Consider the following 22512-nt stretch of genomic DNA (forward strand, 5'->3'; position numbering starts at 1 on the left):
GCTCTGTCGGTTAGTATAGCCGCTAATGATATGAAAATCAAGACTTCTGAGGGGAAAATCTCAGGCGAAAGTGAGTTTGGGTAGAGAGGAAAGCAGCTTTCAGGCTGGGGATGAGATATAAATTAGGGAAGATGAAACAAGCCATAGTGATGGGGGCTTGTTTAGAGCGGGCGTTGGAGTGAGGGCGTTAAGCAAAAGTGATAATTAGAGCGATACTTAGTAGTGCAGTTAGTCCTCCGCTTGCACTACCTTAGGGTTTCAACTTCATCCTCCAAACTAAACGTTCCATCGGCGTTCTTTACTCCCCATTGCTCAACACCACCAGTTGCACCTTGTTTCACCGAATTATTTTTTCCAAGTTACTGAAAATGTAATGGGAGCTTCTTAGCCGTTGAATAACGTACCTCTTTGTTTATTTTTGAGCAATTAATGATTGATTTCTCCCCCTCCCACAACCAGACTTTCACCAGCTAAAAGATGGGGGTTTCTCGATACGCTAGAAAAGAAAAACCTTGAAAGACACGAAGCCAATCAAGGTTTCTAATGAAGAACTCTGAGTCTCCCGGCCACAACAAGCCAGAAACTCAGAGTTTTTCATTAGAGCAGAATAGTTTAGTGTATTGGAATAAATTGGAAATAAAATTATTTTAATTACTGGCCTATACAGTATAATGAGATTGAGATGTACTTACAGATTGTTTATTCTTGAGTAATAATCCCCTCTAGTTACCTGTACTCGGCTCTAAACTTTTATATCTTCTGAATTACTATTTCACACGAGCCGTCTTCTAATGAATTAAATTCATCGTAATGCATATGGGTTTCAATAGGCACTTCATCTTGTGCTAAAGTAAGGAGGTGTTTCGCTAATGATTGAAGCCCTTCCTTATTGGCTCTAATCACTATCGAATTCACATTATTATCTGCTTGAATAATAAAGTTATCCTCCCAAACAATTTCGAGACCATTATCTCTTGAATATGTTGGAATTTGCATTTTTATTTCCATGTTAATCCTCCAAATAGATATGCAGATTTTGCTGCACTTTCATTTTTCCTGGTTTACTTGGATTAGGAACTAATGTTTCAAAGTTCATATGTGGTCCCCCTCCATGTTTACCAAGTATATCAGTATCTCCCATTCTAACAACTCTCGTTCCATCTGTAGATACAAACCGTCCATTTCCCATATCCTTATATTCTGACCCTAGAAACTGTTCCGCTTTCCCAAGAGCATCATTTGTCTTTATCTTCATTCCGTCTTTAAGGCCAAGCTCGCTAAGAGATTTACCCTTAACACCACTTTTGACCCCTTTGCTGCTCCCGCCGCCTAGCCCGCCTGCCATCCCAATGGCAAGCAAAGCAACATATTCAGCCTCTTTTGATTCGTAAAATGCATCTACGATCTGTTGCTTTGCCCAGGTTGCTGTACCTTCATTATTCTTATATGCACTGGTTCCTGTCAAATGATCATATAAATAATTATACTGATTTTTCCCCATATAGGATTCAAAATTGTAACGGTCCCATATGAAATCCTTATACACTTGATAATATTTATTTTTCTTACTAAATTCCGACTTTTCTCTAGCCTCATCCAATAGAATTAAAAGTTCCTTACCCTCGTAAGTGTCCCATTCAAAATAACCTGAAGGGTCAATATATTTTAGCGGGTTATTACTCACATAAGAATACCGATTCAAGCTCAGCGGATTATCGATACTTCCCTCATATGGGTCTTTAGACACGAATCTACCGGCATTCGGGTCGTACCAGCGGGCGCGAAGGTATTGCAGGTCGGTGGTGTTGTCCCAGTATTCGCCGGAATAACGGAAGATGTTTGGTACGGTCTCTTCCTCCGTTTCTGGGTTGCCCCAAATGTCGTAGGTATACGTATTGAGTTGGTTGCCTTGGCTATCGGTCAACCCCACGACATCCCCATGACCATTCAACTGGTAGTATTGCACTCCGCTGGTCGCTTGATCGATGCGGGACCACAGGCGGCCGTTGAGATCATAGATATAGGTATAGCTAACGCTAGATATGCCGCCTTTCACATCGGCCTCAGCGATTAACTTGGCTTCTTCATCATAATAATAACGGGTCCGCTGATCACCTTCTACTCGTTCATATAGCAGACCGTCGCCATTATACGTATAGCTTACCTCCTTGCCGTTCTCCAGCTTCACCTTTGTTAGCTGGTTCAGACTGTCGAAGGTGAAGTTCGCATTCGTCAGACCACGCAAAGTACGTCCTTCTACATGCTGTATATTTCCACGTTGATCATAGGTGTATTTCTTGTTCCCGTTAAGTCCGCTTTCCTGTTGAATCCGGTCAAGCGGGTCATACGTGAAGGCATCTGCCGCTCCATTTTGCGTTCTACCCGTAATATTCTTATTCCGATCATACTGGTAGGTGAACGTGTGCCCGTTAGCTATGCTTAGAGAGGACAATGCATAGGTCGCTTCTGTAACCGTGGCTTCTCCTGACAAACTAGCATCAGTTGCATCGTTTACGCCAGTTGTATCAGCATCTGGGTCCAACTCCCCGGCTAGGCTGGCTGCTCTCTTCGTGCGAGCCATAGCTCCGGCATCAATTGTCATTCCGGTCAAATCATAGCCATCATAGCTGTAGGAGGTGCTTGGACCATTGCCTGATGCGCCTTGTTGTAGCAGACCATTGGCTTGATAATCAAAGGTCATGCGATCCAGAACCCCACCAGCGAACGCAGCGGAGGATGAGCCAGCAGTACCTGCGGCAGACCTGCTTGCTCCCGCTGCCCCTTGGACAACCTCCAGAGCGCTGACACGGTTCATAGGATCCACCGTATAGCTTGCTCCGGTAGCTCGCCCTGAAGCATCGGTGAACGTGTAACCCGTTCTCAATTGCTTATTGTAGTTGTAATCAATCCGTGCTCCGTCTGGATAACGTATGCTTGTCAGTGCACCATCGTTTGGATCATAGCTGTAGGTCGTGCTGCCCGTTCCGTCGGTCATGCCGGTGCGACGTCCCATAGCGTCATAGGTGTACTCTATCGTTTGATCCGGTGCTGTAATCTTCGTCAGCCCATTATCTTGATTATATTCATAGTTGGTAAATTGACTGGCATGATCCAGATATTGAATGAGGTTGCCCCTTGAATCATAGAAGAAAACCTCGGCCAATCCCTGTTCATTGATTTGACGAGTCAATTGACCAACCTCGTTATACTCTTTCCCCACAGAAGTCCCATCCGGGTATTCAATCTTGCTCAAATCACCGGCCAGGGTATAAGTATACTTGGTCACACGCTGCTCAGGGTCCGTAATCGCAATCACCCGACTAAGCGCATCTACCTGATACGTGGTCTGTTGCCCATTACCGTCCGTCACCGTGACCGGATTGCCCTCCAGATCGTAGGTGCTTTGCTCCAAAGCTATAAATGCTCCGCCCTTCGATTCTTCCACAGCCAGTGTATTCCCTAGCAAATCCAGCTTTTCACGAAGCTGTACCCCGGCAGGGTCCTTGTAGGTCACCGTGCGGTTCACCATATCGTATCCCGTCTCATCTTGCGAACCATCGGCATACAGGGCCTTGATTTGGCGGCCAAAGCCATCATACGCAAACTTCGTGTTATTCTGCTCGGCATCGAGGTGCTGAGACAGGTTGCCCGCTTCATCATAGGTGTACTCAAAAACAGCCTCATCCACGACCTGCTTCACCAATAGACCAAACGGACTGTATTGCTCCACGGTTGTAATGCCTTCTGGCCCGGTCGCTGTCACCGTATTGCGATCGTCATCGTATGCCACCGTCATCGTACTTTGGTCGCTGTACAAGGTCTGGAGCATCCGTCCTAATCCGTCATACGTATAAGTAGTAACAGCCCCAGCTTCATCCTCTGCTGTGAGCAATTCCCCTGCCTTACTATACGTGAAATTTTGTTCCGCCTCAGTCACATTGCCGTTGACGGCATGGACGAGCATGGATTGCTTCGTTAACAGTTGCTTCCCGTACGGTGAAGCGTACGTATAACTCACCGTGTTCGTACGTGTGTCATCCTTCACCTTCACCGTAGACGGATTACCGGAAGCATCATAAGTCCAATCTGTCTGAGCTAACAGCTTGCCACTTGCGCTGTTCTCTCTCACCGCCACCTGCAGCGTACTCCCTTGGGCATTATATTGATAACGCTCTATTCGCTTCTGCGCCGCACTAACCTTGTTCTGAACCTGCTGTGGCAAAGACCAGAAATAGGGAGACGTAGAATTCGTATACGTATAGGCTGCTTCCTGGCCTGTACTCCAATTCTCGGACAGCACCTGCCCCAGTTCATTGTATTGATAGGTGGTCGTTAAAGGCGAAGACTCGCTTCCCCCTTGCTGATAACTCTCTGTCACCTGAACCGGAAGATTCCAGTCGACTTGAGCATCATAACTATATTGCTGTTTATACGTCGTGGAGGCTTCTGCTGTTTGCTGTTCATCCAGGTAAAGGAGATCAGGCTGTGCACTTCCTCCAGAAGCCTTACGAATCTTCAATGTATTCGTGGAATCCGCTTCAACTACTGTCGTCGTCCAGACTGCAGCTTGTCCATAGCTGTTCAAATCTTCCCCCGAATAAGTGAATTCAGCCGGGTGAAGAGCAACATCTCCCTGTGGCGTGGAATAAAGATTCTTACGTTCCTTGGCCTTAAAGACAAAATCCGTAGCATATTCGCCAATTTGCTTGCGAGCCGGGGTATAGTCCAGTTCCGTTGTCCCCGAAGCCGGATGAATCACGCGTAGCAATAAGGCCGAATGCTTGACAGGCTGAAGGGTTTCCTGATCCTTTAAAGCAGCCAGAAAGTTGTAACGGGACTCGGGGTAATAGTAAAAATACTTTGTACTCCGCCCCAGTGCATCCTTCACTTCGCTCAAGATGGGTTGCTCATCATCTACTGCGGTAACATACTCCACTTTTCGCTCGGTTCCGGTTTGAGATACGGTAATCCGTCCCGCCGCATAAGTGAAGGCGAGTTCCTGTCCGTCACTATTTTGAATACTGGACAGTACCGTTGCCCCATTCGCTCCCGTAGTGTAGCGCAATTCTATGCGGTTCCCATAGTTATCCGTCATCAGAATAAGATGACCGGAAGTGCTGAAATAATATTGGTAGCCATTTAATACGGACAGCTTCAGGGTACTCGTCAGTCCCCCGACCGTTTGGGTTCCATCCGTTGCCAGAACGACGTCCCCCCAAGGGTAGCCTTGCAGCTTCAAGTCTTCTGTAAGCTGATAACGGCCGATGCCAGGAAAGTCCAGAAGCTGCTTGCCTTCCCGCTCCTCCACGAAGGGAAATGCCCATCTCCAGCCCCGACCCAGCGCGGAATCCTGCTCTTCCCGGCGAGCCTTCGTCTGGTTGACATATGCTCCATTCTCTAGAGCAACCCCAATCTCCTCGCTGGCTCGGCTACTGTCGTAGATGCGAGTCAAGGTAAAAGACAAGGCACCCGGCAACGTGAGGTCCGCAATACGGAGCCTTACGTCCCCGGTAGAGGCTGCTACAGCATCCTCACCATATCCCAGTTGATAAAGAGAGGCGTCATCCTTAAGCGATAGCTGCTCAATAGCGACTTGATCATAGTCTGTAGCGGCTGCAGAGGGCAGCTCAGCCAGCCCTTCGCTCCTCTGAGGCGCAGTATCTGGTAGCAGGCTCGACTCAGAAGATAACCTGGTGAGTTCCTGCTCGATATGGCGTACGGGCTTATCGGTGACGATGGCCGACTCATAGCCCTCTTTTCCCCCCTGTAGTGCCTTGTATATTTGATAGAATGTATATCCTTGTGATAATTGCTCATCCATCCAGGCTTCACTGACATCAAATTCCTTCATGATCCCGGAAATCGTGAGAATATCGTTCTGAATCGCATTCCGTTCAGCCATCTGCTTCGTCGTCTGCTGCTCCGTCCCTGCACCGAAGGATACGGTTTGAAACATCCCCGTTCCGATCAGCGATAGGGATAATACCAGCCCCATGACCTTCTTCCACATGGTTAGATCCCTCCGAAAGTTTATATTCGCTCATTCACGTTAGTACGTCTTTTCGTGTTCCTCAAGCTCGCTGCATTAGCTGTATTATTGGAATGGAAAGACCTTCTTCGTACGATATTGCAAATTTCCTTTAGTATCGTATTCATAAATCAGCTTATCTCCCGTTGGGAATACAATCTGCGTCAACCGACCATCGGGATAGTAATCGTATGCAGCCTCAGGGGCCAGTGTCATGATGGAGACCATGAATTGAAGTTCAAGAGGCAGGGCGTTCTTCTCGGATAGCTTCAAGTAATAGGCTTGTCCAGCTTCCAGGTCCACCTCCAGTACCGTATGATCAATCCCGAATGATTCATCCTCATCCTCCGTAGAAGCCAAAGGATGGAGCAGATTCGGCTCGCTATACAATGTTATAACCGGGTCAAGGGTCATGCCGCTAAATTCCTTGGTAGCAAAGCGGTAACGTCCCGCCTCAGGGGCCAGGAAGCGGTAATATCCGTCTTGTCCTGCTCCTTTGTATACATAAAGCACCTGACGGTGTGGCAATTCTTCAAAGATATAATCCTGTACATCCACGAATTCAAAATTGCGATAAGGTGCGGTAAAAAGTACCGAATTCAATGAACTTGTCTTCAGCTCTATCGTCCCGCCAGCAGGAATATTATACGAGGTCGCGGTCTGCTCCCCTTCACGCACAACAGTTCCACTAGCATCCAGGATGGTATAGTCGAAGTATCGACCTCCGGATAGGCTCGCGTTAGTGATCAGCTTTTCGGCAAAGCTGCTATTATTCTTGAACCCGATCCGATCATCCGGCTCCAGCACTCGCTTCAATAACGCAGCCTCTAGGCTTGGACTAGCCTGGAACGCCTGACCATAAGTGAAGGTCACGGGTCTGTCCGTTGTCACCGTTATGACGGCTTGACTACCGGCGGGAACGGAGAGGTTACCATCCTGATCGAAATTCGCCTTGTCCACGGCCCCGCTTGGCAGGTAGATCGCATAATCATACAGCGAAGCTTGACTTGCCTGTGCATCGCTGCTCAAGGTTTGAGTGTCTGGCTGCAGATTGGTAAATACGTAGCTTTCATTTTTGCTTAAAGTCACCTGATGATTCTCCGGGTTCCCCCCTGGTGTGCCTGTAAAGGCCGTATACACGCCACCGAATGTGATTGAAGCCGTGAGTGGAGTAACGGTGATGGAGTACCCTGCGGATACCTGTACGGAAGAATAACGATTGGAACCCTCACTATACAGAGTGCCATCCGGGCGATAGATTGCATAAGAGAACGGTACGCTAGCGGAAGCATTACTATACAAGAATTCCATTTCACCGCTGATATTTTTATAGGTATAAGACGATCCTGGCATTACACTCGCGCGAAGCAAGGCCGGATGGGTTGCAGGTGTTACGCTAATGGCATCCGTATAGGAGATCGTGATTGCACTTGTAGATTGGCCCGTGATGATTGCGTAGCCACCTGCTGGAATCACAACGTTCCCCGTGTCCTCAAAGCCCACGCTATGCACGCTACCATCATCGTCATGGACCGCCACATCAAAATGACCGCCTAAATCGCGTGCATTGCTATTGATAGTGATGTTTTTGGAGCCACGATTGGCAAACTGATAGGACTCCCCAAAGCCAACAAGTTGCTTGGAAATCGCTTCGCCCGGCTTGTCCTGCCAAGAAAACAATCGATAATTGGCACCAAAAGTGACGGGAGCGGAGACAGCCGTAACTACAATGGAATTGCCGCCTGATACTTGCGGATCAGTGTAGGTGTTGGCCTTCTTGCCCTGCTGTGTTCCGTCCGGATAATATTCCACCCAATCAAACCGATTACCAGAGCTGGCATTGGTTCTAAGCGTACGAAGTTTAGTTGTAATATTGCGGAATTCATAGCTCTCCCCTTGCGAGAGCGTCACTCGGAAGTGCGAGGGCTCACTGCTAGGTTCAGCCGTAAAGTCATCCGTATAATCAAAGGTGATGTCCGCCGCACCTTGCACCGTAATAATAGCAAAACCGCCTGCTGGCAGTCTTGGCGTGCTGATGGCGTCAAACCCCTGCGAATAATAGCTGCCATCGGCCGCATAGACCGTGTAGTCGTAAGAGCCCTCTACCTTTCTCCCATTATTGTTCACCGGATTGGTCAGGGTCCCATGGTTAGTGAATATATAGGAGGTTCCCGGAGACAGGGTCACTCGGCTAATCGCATCATCCCCCCGATCTCCTCCCATGAAGGTACGATAAGGTGCCCCTACCCGAAGCGTATTTTCGGTAATCAAAGTAAGCACGACATATCTGCCCACAGCCACCTGCGGCATTGTAGAAGTGTTGCTGCCTCTAGAGGTTTCTGTACCGTCTTCGTTGTATACGACGTAATCGAATTTATCCTTGGTTGTTCCGGAGTGCTCTACCCGGTCCGCCTTGGTTCCTACATTGGTAAATATGTAACTTTCGCCCTGTGATAAAGAGATACTGTCATAAGCAGGTTCGTCCGTCTCATAACCATAGAAGCCTTCGTATGGAACAGCGACCGTAACGGGCTCATCCGAAGCTCCAGTCAGGATGATAGTATCTCCTACACTGAAGCTAGGCTTAGCAGAAACCTCAAAGCTAGATTTCTCCAAAGTGTCATCTTCCTTATAGACCGCGTAATCGTATCGTTTTCCGTTCGCCGCGGTCGCATCGCTCATAATTGACCGGGAAGCGTAGGCCTGATTGGAAAATAGGTAGCTTTCCCCCTTGGACAATGTCTTCTTAAGCAGAGCAGGAACCGGGGAATAGGAATACGTCAGCTCTGGACTGAAGCTGACGGTCAAGGGCGAGGTATAATCCACGGTGATTACTGTGGTCCCACCCTTGCTGTATACGCTGGCACTGCTGGTATGGGCCATGTCGTCAGTACTCACTTTGCCATCGGCATTGTAGGCAACGTAATCATAGCGGATATCGTTGGTAGATCTGGCATCCGTCGTCACGGATACAAGCTTGTTCGTATCATTGGTGAACTGTACACTTTGGCCAGGATAGATCACCAGCTCGATTTTGTCGGCCATCAAATAAACGCTATCCGTCACCGTCGTATACGCAGCCTCCGTCACCGTTGGCTGGGCCGCTAAGAACGATCTGCCAGCTACAACGTCCGCCACAGACCGATACACCGCCGCCGTCGGAATTGCTGCTAACTTGGGCGCCCCCACCGCTAACTGTGGCGCCACACCCAAGCTGCCAAGCCCCAGAACTAATGCCAGGCAAGTTAGCAGCGCTTTCTTGATCCTCATACACTTTTCCTCCATTTCCATATTCCGTATTTTGCTTACACCCCCTTTATCGGAGATTCAAAATAGTTGATAAATAGGGATTATGAACCAATAAAAAAATCCAACTTCTTTGTTCAACAGGGACAAGCTCTAAAAAAAGAAGCCCTAAATTTAAATTTAGGGCTCCCTTTAACTGATGTAACGTTCTAGGTTTCGTAATAATCCATATGTGTTATATTTCTAATCAAAAAAATTAATAACCCTAGGATCATCAATTGGCTTTAAATCCTCAACAAACTTTTGCTCATAAAGTTTTTCAACAGTTAGGTATATACACTCTCTACTAACCTCTTTAACTAGTACTAGATTAGGCTCGATGGAGTAATACCCATACTCTTAAAGTTCACTCTTAAAATCTTGCTGTAGCCTAACAAGATAATAAAATCTAAGATTATAGACCTTGTTAGAAATTTTTACATAAATGTCGTTTCTATATCCCTTGTTAATAGCTTCAAATTCAGCTAAATCGGTATTGTCAGTAAAAATTATTTTAAGATCTACCATGTATTTTTCTCCTTTCGAACTATTTAACTGGTGTTAGAACCCTATTATTGACATTCTGTGGTGATAGAAGAGACCTTTACCCCAAAAATCCAGTACAATGATATCAGAATATGTATAAATCGATATCAAACTCAGCTTGTATTTCATTTGCAAATGATATTGTGTGAGAATCTAAATACACCGATGGTGATTGATTTTGCTCAATTCTTATTACAATACAGAATTTATAATCCACCTTATGAATTTGTTTTAAGTGAATCAAGTTCTTTTTTTTATTTTCTATAAGAGATATTAACTTTGACAATTGTTTATTAATATCAAGTGAAGGTTCATATCCCGTACTAACAGACCATGCTGTTTCCTTCCTATAAAGATTTTTATTCTCTACTTTATCACCTTTTGAATAGTATTCAGTTGGCCTAATTTCCAAAATATTAGAAATGTCATTATTAGTGAAATCTTCACCGATTATGACAAAATCAACTTTTATGTTCGTAACATCTAGCATAGCTTCATGCTTCTCCTTTTTTAATCTTTAATGTATCCCTGTTGGAATTCCTTCAATCTATCGGCCTCTTCACCTTAATTGGTTAAAACCCCGTAGTTTGATTCAATTTACAAGGTCTATGTACCCCCGCCAAAAAAGAAACCTTGAGAAGCATAAAGCCAATCAAGGTTAAAACAGTACTAATTCTTATATATAATTTATTAAGCCACAAATTAATTTACTGATTAGTTTATCAAAACTAATCCTATCTGTTAGATTTTGCTTCATAATTTAAAAAATCACCAATGAATTCTTTCACAACTGCTTCAAAAACTTCAATTGGAACATATTCTACGCCAGTCATGTAGGGAAATGAAACCTCATCATTATATATCCCGTCGTTGTCCCAAGAAATTTCAATCTGCTCGCCATTCCTTCTAAAGTAAATCCCAGGTAAGTAAGACCCTCCCCTACTAGAAATCCATGAATGCTTAAACTCCCAATCTTGCTTTGCGCTAAACCACTCATCAAACTCATCATCATTATCTGAATTTAATTCGCTACTATTTATCAATAATTCTAACGTAGTTTTACCATTGACAGGTAGAGGGAATTCCTCATCATGTAAAATATTATTTAGGTTCTGACTTATCCAATCTACTAAATAAATTAAGTTCCATTCATAATTACATTCTTGATTATTTCTTAAGAATCTACAAAGTTCTTTCCCATTTACCCAAAGTTCAAATACTCCCCATGAGTTACCGATAATTCCTATTTCATCATAGGGGTTGTTAGTACACTCATATTTTATTGAAAAAACTTGACTGTTACCAAATCCTCTCAGACGATCCACCTACTTTTTTGTTCATTTCCACCTGATTATTCATCATTTTCTTAACACATCCCAGTTAGGTAAAGTGTTACTTTCGTTTGCACCACTGATGTAAACCTTATAAATTTCATCAGCCTGCTTTATTCGGCACTGAGTAGGGGGGAGAGAAAGACCTCGAAGGAATATACACCCAAGGTCTCGATTATTATTTATACTCAATGTAATAAAAATTGCGCCAAATCTACTCGCTATTTATTCATAAAAAGTTCCATTGACTCTGAAAGAAATCCAAGTTCTTCTTGGAGATCATTAATCTTATTTTGTATCTTCTGTCTACATTTTTCTTTCATTTGCCCCTCCATTTTCGATACCATGGATGAGAGTATAATAAAAGCGTGTCTACTCACTTCAAAATTGCCCTCAGTTAGCAGACCAGTAATAAACTCAGCATGCATTGAACAATCAAATGATTCTAGAGCATAAAGTAAAGTACCTCTAGAACCTAAAGTTTTTGGGCTGTTTAACATACTCAACAGTGGTTCGATAGCTTCATTACTTCCAATATCAGATAATGTTATAGCAATGGCATTTCTTAAAATATTACTATCTGTCTTTAGTAGATGATGTATTAAAAATGGAACTACTTCATAGTCTTTTTGTTCCCCAATCTGCGCTAGTATCTCTTTTGCCTTCGCAAAATTATTGGTAGCGATAGTATTCTCAAGTTCTCTTAATTGCATTCTAATCGCTCCCTTTATTTGACCTTAGGTTTACCAAGTGAAACCCAATAGTTATATACCTCTTTTGCTTGAACTGCATTGTCGATATCATTTCCACCAAAACCCTTTTCCTTCTCTATGCCACCACTTTTGAAATTCCTTATCATTATATCCATACAGTTATCACGATTTTTTTTACTTCCCCCTCTAAACTCGTTACCTTTATTCTTATTGGCACAATTATGTACCCATATTCCAAGATTGGGTACAAAGTAAGAGTGAAAGTCCTTAACCTCAAAGTTATAAACGGTTGCTTCTCGCGACTATTTTTCAATCTTGTCTATAGCCAGTGTAGTACCATCACTGGAAACAAGCAATTCGCCAATTATCAGAAGTGCTAACTCAATATGAGCGTTCACTTTCGTCCGTATGAATTTTTCCGTCAACTAATTTGATGATTCGATTGCATCGCTTGGCCACCTCATCATCATGGGTCACGATGATGATCGTTCTGCCTTCATCGTGCAATTGTTGTAAGAGGTCCATAATTTCTTCACCCGTTTTTCTGTCCAAATTACCTGTAGGCTCATCAGCTAAGATTAACGAGGGCTCTCCCACTAATGCTCTAGCGATGGCAACCCGTTGCTGTTGTCCCCCAGACAATTCATTAGCCTTTTTCAGGTAATGTGATGCTAACCCTACTTTTTCAAGGTATTGTCTTGCCTTGGCTACCCTTTCTTTATGTTTTCCTTTTCGATAGGTCAGTGGTAGTACAACGTTATCTTGGACTGTGTAATCCTTGAGCAAGGCAAAATGTTGAAAGACAAAACCAATCATCCGATTTCTTATTTTATGGGTATGGCGGGATACAGCCCCTTGTAAAGGCTGCCCATCAAAAAAGTATTCCCCTCTAGTAGGATGATCCATGAACCCCAATATATTGAGTAAGGTACTTTTACCAGAACCAGAGGGGCCCATGATGGCGATTAACTCCCCACCATTAATTGTTAAATTGATATTTTCTAGGGCTGGGGCGCCATTGGAATGGTGGCCATATATTTTGGTTATGTTTTTTAATTGAATGAGTTCTATCATTCCATACCTCCAATAAGCGATTTCAAATTCTGCTTTCGAATGTACAAATAGATTAAAAAACTGGAAACGGTAATAATAAACCCAAAGACTAAAAAAATGATAAATAGAATAGAACCATTTAATTTAAAGTCTAGCGGACTAAGCATATTCAGTTCACTGGAGAATTGAAGTAGTTCTCTATATTTCCAATTAAAGTGAAGCATTGACAATCCAAAGCCTACAAATCCGATAACTACATTTTCAATCATAATTTGCTTCAAAATACCCAGTGAGCTTTCACCTAAAGCAAGTTTAATACCAAACTCTCGTTTTCGGATCATAATTGATACGATTGTAGTAATAACGATTCCGGTTATAGAAAATAAAACAAACGCTAGTCCTAGTATGGTTTGGAATGTTTCAAGATATAGATTTTCCTCAATATTTTGCTCCACAGACTCACCTAAATTTTTAAGATTCAGGTTTATCTGGTTAGATTTAAATATATTATTTAATTCCTCTAGATTCGGATTTGGTTTCAGTGTCAGAATCGTTGTCTGTCGCAACCTTGAGGCAATTGCGTTATCACTATTGTAACGATCGGTAGCCATGGGCATGATGAATGCCTTGTTGAGCTTTAAGTAAACATTGGAGGTGTTATTATATACTAAATATTTATCGGGTAAAAAGCCGATAATCTCATACTGATTATTGATAAGATCGCCTAGTTTATAATACGACTTAAAGAAGGATCCCATCAAAATTGGGATTTTATCATGGTTTTTTTTATAAAAATCCTCCTTGTTAAATCCTCTAATGCCCCTAATCCCCTTCTGTTTCAGTAGCTGATTATAGTTATTATCAATAATTATTCCTGTAATAAAGGGTTCGCTTAATCCTGATGTCATAGAACTTCTGGTGAGTGAATTAACTAGTTTACGGTCCTGAATTAGGGAGGTATCTAATAGCAGAATCTCCTCTGCATATGTCCCCAAAGAGATCACATCAGGATGTTGCTCCAATTGGTGATATATCTTCTCAACCTGTTCTGGGGTTATCTTTTCCGCAGAAACGCTTCCCTTGGCAGGAACAACAACATATGTGCTTTCCAGATCTAATAGGGACTTATAGTTCATGTCATACAGGTTTAAAAAAATATTGCTGCTTCCAGTTATGGTAGATAAACCATAAGTAAACTGGATAAGCAAAAGCACAGAAATAACCCATCTATTTTTCAACGCTTTGAATGCATCTTTTAGTCTATACATTGGATCTACTCCTTTAATGCTTTGGCAGGTTCCGTTCTGAGAATATGCAAAAATGGGATCATTGCAGTGATAACTGCCACGACAAGGGTGATCAAAGTGCCAAGGCCAATATGTTTGAAATTGAGTTGCACATAGTAGCTTGTGGCATCTACAATTGGAAGACCTGTAAGACTGAGCACCCATTGAATGAGAAAAGAAAAGCCGGATGCCGACACCGCGCACACAAGCAATTGACTGAAAAGAAATACGATAAGTTGCAAGTAGCTAGCTCCTAAAGCTTTGCGTAACGAGATTTCTTTTCTCTTCAAGTAAATCCACAAATAACTTATATTTATGCAGTTAATCAGCGAAATAATAAAAAGTTTATATGGATAACTCAGTACTTCATTCACACCCACCCTTGATTTTTTTTCTTTCTTATATAAATCTGAAATATCCTTAACCATTATTTTGGTTTCTGGAGAGGTAAGCTGTAATTGATCAACAAATTGCTGGATTTCGTTTTTTGGATTGTGGTCTGATCTGAACAGCAATTCAAGCATATTTTTTTGTTGAATATCATACTTGATTACATCAGGTAACCCCTCAAGAGATGTGAACATCGTGTAGTTAAACACGTATATGGATTCTTTTCCGATATTATCACCAGCAATCCCGGTGACATCATATTTTTTGTTGAATAACTCTAATGCACCTACTTGTTTTGAAATCAATGTTCCCGTGATTATTTCATTGGACGACTCGGGATTTATAGCAGCACCTTCTAATAAGGGAGGTGACCAATCATTAAGTATTCCAATGATCTGTATCGTGCCTAACTCTGGATGAAAGGCCGAAAGATTATTAGTAATGACGCTAGTATCTGTCGTGCTTTTTTTGACAATGGCTTGAAGTGAACGATAGTCAATTAGATTGATATTTGTCAGGGTTAGAGAATAGCTATGTTTAAATTTTCCGTTTTTAGAATAATAGTATATTTTGTCGTAGTAATCTTGGGTCGAGAATGCAATAAGAATTGGCAAGATAGTTAAAAGAAAACCGATAAACAGCATCGTGAATACCTTTTTGTTTATCCATATATCGTTAAAGACCTGTCGCATGTTTTCCTCCAAAGTAAGTAAAACGTGAATAAGGCAACTGCCTTATTCACGTTTCGGATAGTATCAGAAAAAGGATCAGCGGAAATCTATGCTTTTGGTACGAGTTGCTTCATCCACTGCACTGACCCATTCGTGCCAAGAAGTTCCATTAGTAGATGCTCCTGCTGTGGTCATGATAAGGGTTACCTGATCCGTTGGAGAGGCCTCTTTGCTACGTATTTCATAAGTACCATCATTGGTTCTTGCCGAGACATATAGCGATTTAATAAAGGGTTCATTAGATTGAGCAGTGTACGCAGTGACAATAAATCTTCCACCACTGCCTGTGGTAGTTGCGTATGAATCAAAGCTGAAGGATGCAAATGAAACGGCAGATATAGCTCCTACTGTACATACAGTAAGCCCCAGAGTAACTATGAATTTTTTAAATAGACTCTTCATGGATTCTAAACCTACTCCTTTTCATATATTTGTGGCCACATCCAAATATTAACTAATTAAAATACATATAACAATATGACTTTACAATTTTTACAATTTTACATAGATATAACATTTCCGAAAATATATTTTTAAGTAATGATTTTTAACAGAAAATAATAGAGTTAATAGGAGAAAAAAATGCAAAAAAACTCTGAGTTCCCCAGCCACAACAAGCCAGGAACTCAGAGTTCTTTCATTTAAATAAACATATCATTGCTATACTAACCCAACTCCACCTCAATACGGGTACCCTGCCCGTTACGTACGGCTTCAGCCATTGGTCCTTGAATGGCTGGGCCTTCAATTACCACCTGTTGTCCATCTGCTTGGTACAGGGTCTGCCGCTGAACGGTTACTGCCTCATCCCCGTACGTGTTTCTCTTCGCTGGATTATGGTACGTCACCTCGGTTCCACCGAGGAACCGGAAGGATACCTTGCCTGCTTCGTCGAACATCCAGCCGGGTAGCAATGGGCTTAATCGTAGCTGCAATTCTCCATCCTGAACGCTGAAAATTTTCTGACCAGCCATCATCGTAACCCACATGCTAAGGAACTCTGCCGTAGAGCCGCTCAGCCGGGCCACGTAGCCACGCCCGTGCGTAGCCGGGTCCGGGTTGACGCTCGTAGCAATGAAGGAGGAGTTCTCCAACGTGCTCCGTCCATAGACTGCCGGATCAAGGAAGGGGACCAGCGAAGTCTTGATCTCGGCAAAGAATTCATCCGTCAGACCGCTCTTGAGCAGCGCCAGCAAATATTTATAGCTCATATGCATGAACACCGATTCCCGCTCTAGCCAGCCCGCAGTAAAGGCGCGAATTCGCCCGATTTCATGTCCTTCCTCGTCCAGGCTGACCGATGTTTTGTACATTCCCAGCTTCTTGTCGAACAAATCACTGCTGTGAATCAGCTCGTATGCCCGCTTCGCCTCCGCTGGGTCCTTGACTCCCTTCATCCAGCGAGCAGGGCCTTCCAGAAAGTGTGGCAACGGACGAGCTTGGAAAGCCTTCACTATAGCCTTGGGCAAGCCATAACCGCTCATGACCGGCTCTCCTTGTTCATTCACAACCGCCTCAAATTCAGTTGCTTCGAAGGCAAAATACGTTGGCGTCAGCCCATTTCCAAGTTCAACCGCCTGCTGAATGCCTAGGTCAAGTTTCTCTAGCATTTGGCCCGTTAAATCTACAAGTGCGCTTAATTCAAAGCTTTGCTCTGTTCCCCGAATACCAAAGCGAATGGCCTCCCTATACCGCTCACGTGCTCCAGCGACTTGATCCCAATAGGTAAAAGCATTCGACGCTCCAGCCAGATGATCTTGCAGCAGCAAGCTTACCTCCTTCAACAGTTCGGCCAGCTCTTCTGGCAACGCAACTTCGCGTTCACGATGCTCCAGGCATACTTGATGCACGAACCGCAATAGCCGCTGTACCTCGTAGGTCTCGCTCATCCCCGAACCGAACAAGCCTGGCAAGCCGTTCATGGCATCATTCCAGCCCGGTTTATTGCCTTCCATTTCAATCCCCATGCCATAAGGATCTAGGGTGGCGAACTTAATCAGTCCGAGCGCGACCAGCTTCGCAATCAGGTTCGTACGGTAGATATCACCTTTACCCTGGCTTGTTCTCAGCCAATTCGTATCCTGCATGGTCAGTCCCAATCGGCTCAGCTTCTCTTCATCATGCACTAAGGAACCGAACTGGCGAACATGGCCTCCGCTAAGCACATATTTCTCGCTGCGCGGCAGTACCCGAGCTGGGCTATCGAAGAACGTATAGTCCTGTTCCTCAAATAACAACCCTTCCTTACGATCCGGGAAGACATCAAGATAAGTCTCAATAAGATCCATATTGTACGTCCAATGATCGGACCAATACCCTTCCCCGAAGGAAGCTTCAATATGCTGCTCGGCCAGGGACAATATCCCGCTTAATAGCTCTTCTTGCTTGACGTTAAGCCCAGTCCCGCTAGAGATGACATAGGAGATAATGTTGCCAGGTCTGAACGAATTCCGGCAGATTTCTGCCAGTTCCTTGTGGCGTGAGGTCACCGCCTTGTTCAGGAAAATCTCCAGTTCTCCACTGCGTTCCTCCGGTACACAGAAGCTGGTCCCCTCTACCGAGAGTGGATTGTAGCCATCCGCCTGAATCAGACTAAAGAACGTGCGAATATTGAACGTCCCGACCCGAGGATTGAAATAAATATCATTACGGCGATTCTGATTTGCATCACGAAAGTTCCCGTTCCCCTGAGAGTAATACTCCGGGGCTATCGAAAAAAAGTTATAATCCCGCTCCAGATCACCATGCTTACGGGAATAGAGATGGATAACAAACCCCTCCCGCCCGTTCTCAAAAATAAACGGATAGCCGCCGCGCAGGAAATTGTCCAGATAGCTTTGCTTGCAGTAGGCATCAAATAACGGCAAAGCCGTCTTCGTGGCAATGTCAGCCGTTAGCTCTTCCGTAAGCATTCCCGCCTCGGCATATTTTGCGGCAATATAAGCGGGATTGGTCAGCGATGCTGCCTTGGCATTCAACCGCTCCACACTGTCGATATGCCCAATTAGCGTATACAAGTGCCGACTCTCCCCCGGGGCAAGCTCCGCCTGCAAAGCGGAAAATCCACAGGGCACCTTATTGGTGCAGTATTGAGCCTCCGCTATGAGTGTAGACAGTCCCTCGGATGCAAACCTTTCCGGATACGCCAGTGACGTATTGTCACCGAAGATCACGGAGAAGTCAGCTATCGTAGGCACTAGCCGGCCATCATCGCCAAAGGACAGATAGAAATGTCCGCTTTGCACCTCGCTGACTTCAGCCTCATCATGGGTACTGGAACGGACGCGATAATAAGGGATACCCTTGTCCATATTCCCCACTTCCATCCAGCTTCGCAGCAAATTCCCAACTTCCTTATACCCGGCGTTCTCTACGCCATAAGGAAGAATCTCTGGCAATCCGTCCAGCATTTCCAGCCTTACCCGCGTATCGGAAATATTCGTAATTTCAACCTGGCGAACCAATGCCGCATAGTCATCGTTGGGCACTTGAAAATAAGTGATTTTCAGTTCCAGCCCCTGTGCCTTGTTCACCTCAGATATCACTAGCTCATTGGGTAGAATACGCATGCTGCGGACAGCCGCATAATCGGGAAATGCGCTCTGGAAAGGTTCATAAATCGCCCCACCCCCGGCCACCTTGATAAAAGTTCTGAAGCCCTTCATCGCCACGGACTGATACGTAATGCTGGCTGGTGAGAACTCCATGATTGGACTGTTCTTATCTCGCACTCCGAAGCTGCAAATTCCTTGCCCTCGATTGACGTAGAACGTCCACATGGGAATCCCTTTTAATCCGGCAAGCCCTGGCAGGAAGCTGGAGAAGGGCTTGGCCCGGTCATACTGATCGATGATAAATGCATTCTGGTCGAAGCTATAACTAGACATTCGTTTGTTCCTCCGTTCTATAATAAATTAAGCAATTAAGCTTGAATGATATAAGTCGCAATCGAGTGAGCGGGCAAAACTTCCTGAACGCCCTCACTCCCCCATTCCAGGGAGAACGCCTGAGCCTCTTCGCTTTCATTTTGCACAACGACAGCTACGCTTCCATCCATGTTACGGAAGGCAGTGCTGAGCAGTGCAGATGCATTCATATCCAGCCCCAGCCTTACTGCACCCGGGCGAATATACTTGCTAAAGTGCCCAATGTAATAATAAGAGCTATTATAATGAACCGCACCGACTACAGTATCGGCAATGACTGGCGCGTCGCAAAGATTCCCAACATGGTTCGGCCCACCCGTCTCATCCAAAACCAGATTCCAATCAAGGAATCCCTCGTTCCAGTGATTAAGATCTCCGATGATATTACGTCCATACCGTTCCCCCGTAAACCAGGCGCCCAGCTTGACGCCCCCCTCCTGACAGCCCTCCGTGAACAGCAGATGCTTGTCAGGGAACAAATCATGAACCCGGCCGACATTGCTGAAGTCTTCGCTGACGTACCAGTGAAAGCCCGTACCCCACACATATTTGGCCGCTTCAGGATCAGACAACACGGCAGAGGCCCGCTCCACCATCAGATCGCGGTTATGATCCCACACCAGGATTCCAACATCGGACAGCCCTTCACGCTGCATAACTGGGCCCAGGTAATCACGGACAAAATCCCGTTCCTCCTCCCCGCTATAAATACAGGAGTCCCAGGTTTGTACCGCCGCTGGCTCATTCTGGACCGAGATGCCCCAGATCGGCACGCCCGCTTCGCGATAAGCTTTGATAAATTTGGTGTAATAAAGAGCCCACGCCTCGCGGTATTCCGGCTTCAACTGTCCGCCATGGTTCATATCCCCATTCGTCTTCATCCAGGCGGGCGGGCTCCACGGCGAAGCCAGCATAGTTATGCTTTGGCCGGCAGTGCGGGCCGCATCATGAATCAGTGGGATGACCCACTTATGATCGCGGGCAATATCGAAGCTCTTGAGTTCGTCGTCACCGTCAGCCACATACGTATAGTTCTCCAACGCAAAATCGCAGCTATGGATATGCACTCGGCCTAACGTATAACCAAGCCCCTCCACCGGATCAAAATAACGACGCAGCACCTCTTCCCGTTGCTGCGGTCTGATTCGCGACAGGGTATAAGCCGCCGCCTCGGTAAAGGCACCGCCAAAGCCGAGAATCGTCTGATAGGTTCTTCCTGCATCCACCTGAATACTCGCCTTCCCCGTTGCATTAGCATCAGCCGCCCGCACCTCCAACTCCCCCTGGAGACTTAAGCGTTCACCCGAATTCTGTGTCGTAAGCACCTTCGTCCATTTTGCCATCCAACAAGCCCTCCTTCGTTTTCATTTCCCCGTAATGAAATCGCTTACCACTTCGCTCGAAGTATGCACCCCAATACCAACAACATACCCCAAGAATCCAGTTACCAAGCCTATCGAAACCGGTTTCGAAAATGTTGAAAAAAAAGCGGTCAAGCTGGCTATCTGGCACAGCATGACTCGCGCACCACCAGCTCCACCGGGATGATGTCACTTTGGACATTTTCCCCGCCTTCTATGGAATAGATTAACATGTCGGCGGCCTTGCTGCCAAGTGCATATGTATTTTGCCTGATCGTGGTTAGCGCCGGCGTCAAATATCGGGACATTTGAATGTCATCGAAGCCGACCAACGAGATGTCTTCAGGCACACTAAGCCCGTGGCGCTTAATGGCGTTCATGGCCCCTACGGCCAAATTATCGCCCGCCGCAACTACAGCGGTAGGCCGATTCTCCACTCGTAGCAGCTCTTCCATCGCCGCTTCCCCACTCTCCACCGTGTAATCATAGCTGGCTTGTACAATATGCTCTGGTCGCATAGCCAAGCCGAGCTCCTGCATCGCTTCCATGTATCCGGTTAGCCGCTGCCCTCCGGCAAAAGTTGGCCCCCCGCCCAGGTGAGCAATATGCCGGTGGCCCAAGCCATACAGGTACTTCACAGCCTGCCGGCTGCCCTCCACATTGTCGGAATACACTGTACTCTTAACCGTGGATTGCTGATCGAGCAGCACGCATGGCAGACTGGCATTCAACAGCTCTTCATAGTAAGGATCCGTCGCATCCGGCAGGATCACTACAACTCCATCAATCCCGCGTATCTTGCAATGCTCCAGATAACCGTGCTCCCTGCCTCCAATATCTTTAGACAAGAACATGAGATCATACCCTTTGGCGGTGGCTACTTGCTTGAAGCCTTCAATAACCCCCCCGAAGAAGGGATGCAGAATCCCCGCGCCAGAAGGTTCGATATATAACACGCCGATGGTCCATGAGCGCTTGGTGGTTAATGAGCGGGCATGTCCATTCGGGATGTATCCAAGCTCGGTGGCTGTATCCAAAATTTTGCGACGCGTCTTCTCACTGACATCGGAGTAGCCATTGAACACCTTGGACACCGTAGCCGCTGAAAATCCCGTTGCCTGTGCAATATCATATATGGTAATCAATACTCTTACCTCCCGGGGCTTGTTCAACTTGGACACCTTGGACACCATGTTCACCAAGCTCTAAGCCCAACCTCTCTTGCAATCATTGGCAATTGTAGCCGCGAGCTTGCCAGAAGTCAACCAGTTGGACTCAAACACTGGTACTCACACTACCGAGAGAACTGCTTATGAATATGAGGTTGAATGAGGTTGAACGCTTGATGAGGTTGAGTGAGATTGAATAGGGTTTAAAACTGCCCGTCAAGTCATTTAACAGGAAATCCTCCAACTAAAATTTCCTTTTCGCTATGTAATCAACTATTAGCTGGAATTCCTCCATATAATTTCATTAAATTTGCCCAATATGGGCCCATAACACAGATTTATAGGGAGATTTTCCAGTTAAATAGGAAAAATCAGCGTATTTTTCCAAATTAACAGGAGGATTTCCCACTAATGTGCCACGAGCACCCGGAGAGCGAACAAAGCACCAACTAACCGACTAATTGTGATTCAGCACCTAGTTAACAAACAAAGCACCTAATAATTTTGCTTCAACAACCATAGAACAAACATCCACTAAAGCGACCCGAAGAACAAACACCTACTTGTGTGACATCAACGTCCAACGAGCGAAGCCCCTCCTACATAAACATCAGCTTTCAAGAAACGGAAAGCACTTACGAGTGAAAGCCCCAAAGACAGGGAACACTCAGACTGTTGAGAACGATCCATTTA

13 protein-coding genes and 1 pseudogene are annotated in these 22512 nt (G+C 45.2%); all 14 read right to left on the reverse strand.

Annotation, left to right across the window (positions count from 1 at the left end; translation table 11 throughout):
* Positions 1-750: 750 nt before the first annotated feature.
* Positions 751-1008: an Imm32 family immunity protein gene (locus AC1VOR_RS15355; protein WP_482618948.1), complete on the reverse strand. Its 258-nt coding sequence runs from the start codon at positions 1006-1008 to the stop codon at positions 751-753.
* A gap of 1 nt (position 1009) precedes the next feature.
* Positions 1010-6010: an RHS repeat-associated core domain-containing protein gene (locus AC1VOR_RS15360; protein WP_482618950.1), complete on the reverse strand. Its 5001-nt coding sequence runs from the start codon at positions 6008-6010 to the stop codon at positions 1010-1012.
* An 84-nt stretch (positions 6011-6094) separates the two neighbouring features.
* Positions 6095-9298, reverse strand: coding sequence for an RHS repeat domain-containing protein (locus AC1VOR_RS15365; RefSeq protein WP_482618952.1), 3204 nt, complete (start codon positions 9296-9298; stop codon positions 6095-6097).
* A gap of 646 nt (positions 9299-9944) precedes the next feature.
* Complete coding sequence (locus AC1VOR_RS15370) at positions 9945-10349, reverse strand: DUF4279 domain-containing protein (RefSeq protein ID WP_482618953.1); 405 nt, start codon at positions 10347-10349, stop codon at positions 9945-9947.
* Between the two features lie 244 nt (positions 10350-10593).
* Positions 10594-11184, reverse strand: coding sequence for a hypothetical protein (locus AC1VOR_RS15375; protein ID WP_482618955.1), 591 nt, complete (start codon positions 11182-11184; stop codon positions 10594-10596).
* Between the two features lie 227 nt (positions 11185-11411).
* A complete protein-coding gene (locus tag AC1VOR_RS15380; RefSeq protein WP_482618957.1) occupies positions 11412-11903 on the reverse strand; it encodes a HEAT repeat domain-containing protein in 492 nt (163 codons plus the stop codon).
* A gap of 14 nt (positions 11904-11917) precedes the next feature.
* Positions 11918-12184: pseudogene (locus AC1VOR_RS15385) on the reverse strand (hypothetical protein); the annotation flags it as partial.
* 100 nt (positions 12185-12284) lie between these two features.
* Positions 12285-12977, reverse strand: a complete 693-nt coding sequence (locus AC1VOR_RS15390) for an ABC transporter ATP-binding protein (RefSeq protein ID WP_482618959.1) — start codon at positions 12975-12977, stop codon at positions 12285-12287.
* A complete protein-coding gene (locus AC1VOR_RS15395; RefSeq protein WP_482618961.1) occupies positions 12974-14224 on the reverse strand; it encodes an ABC transporter permease in 1251 nt (416 codons plus the stop codon). Before AC1VOR_RS15395 ends, AC1VOR_RS15390 begins: the two co-directional genes overlap by 4 nt.
* A gap of 5 nt (positions 14225-14229) precedes the next feature.
* Positions 14230-15324: an ABC transporter permease gene (locus tag AC1VOR_RS15400; RefSeq protein WP_482618962.1), complete on the reverse strand. Its 1095-nt coding sequence runs from the start codon at positions 15322-15324 to the stop codon at positions 14230-14232.
* 75 nt (positions 15325-15399) lie between these two features.
* Positions 15400-15765 (reverse strand): hypothetical protein, encoded by a 366-nt coding sequence (locus AC1VOR_RS15405; protein WP_482618963.1) that lies wholly within the window; start codon positions 15763-15765, stop codon positions 15400-15402.
* Positions 15766-16028: 263 nt separating this feature from the next.
* Positions 16029-19250 carry a cellobiose phosphorylase gene (locus AC1VOR_RS15410; protein ID WP_482618964.1) on the reverse strand — a complete coding sequence of 1074 codons (3222 nt, stop codon included), beginning with the start codon at positions 19248-19250 and terminating at the stop codon, positions 16029-16031.
* Positions 19251-19285: 35 nt separating this feature from the next.
* Positions 19286-20632, reverse strand: coding sequence for a glycoside hydrolase family 30 protein (locus tag AC1VOR_RS15415; protein WP_482618966.1), 1347 nt, complete (start codon positions 20630-20632; stop codon positions 19286-19288).
* 158 nt (positions 20633-20790) lie between these two features.
* Complete coding sequence (locus AC1VOR_RS15420; RefSeq protein ID WP_482618968.1) at positions 20791-21795, reverse strand: LacI family DNA-binding transcriptional regulator; 1005 nt, start codon at positions 21793-21795, stop codon at positions 20791-20793.
* Positions 21796-22512 lie beyond the last annotated feature (717 nt).

The sequence above is a fragment of the Paenibacillus sp. 1SOY10 genome, from assembly GCF_056836745.1.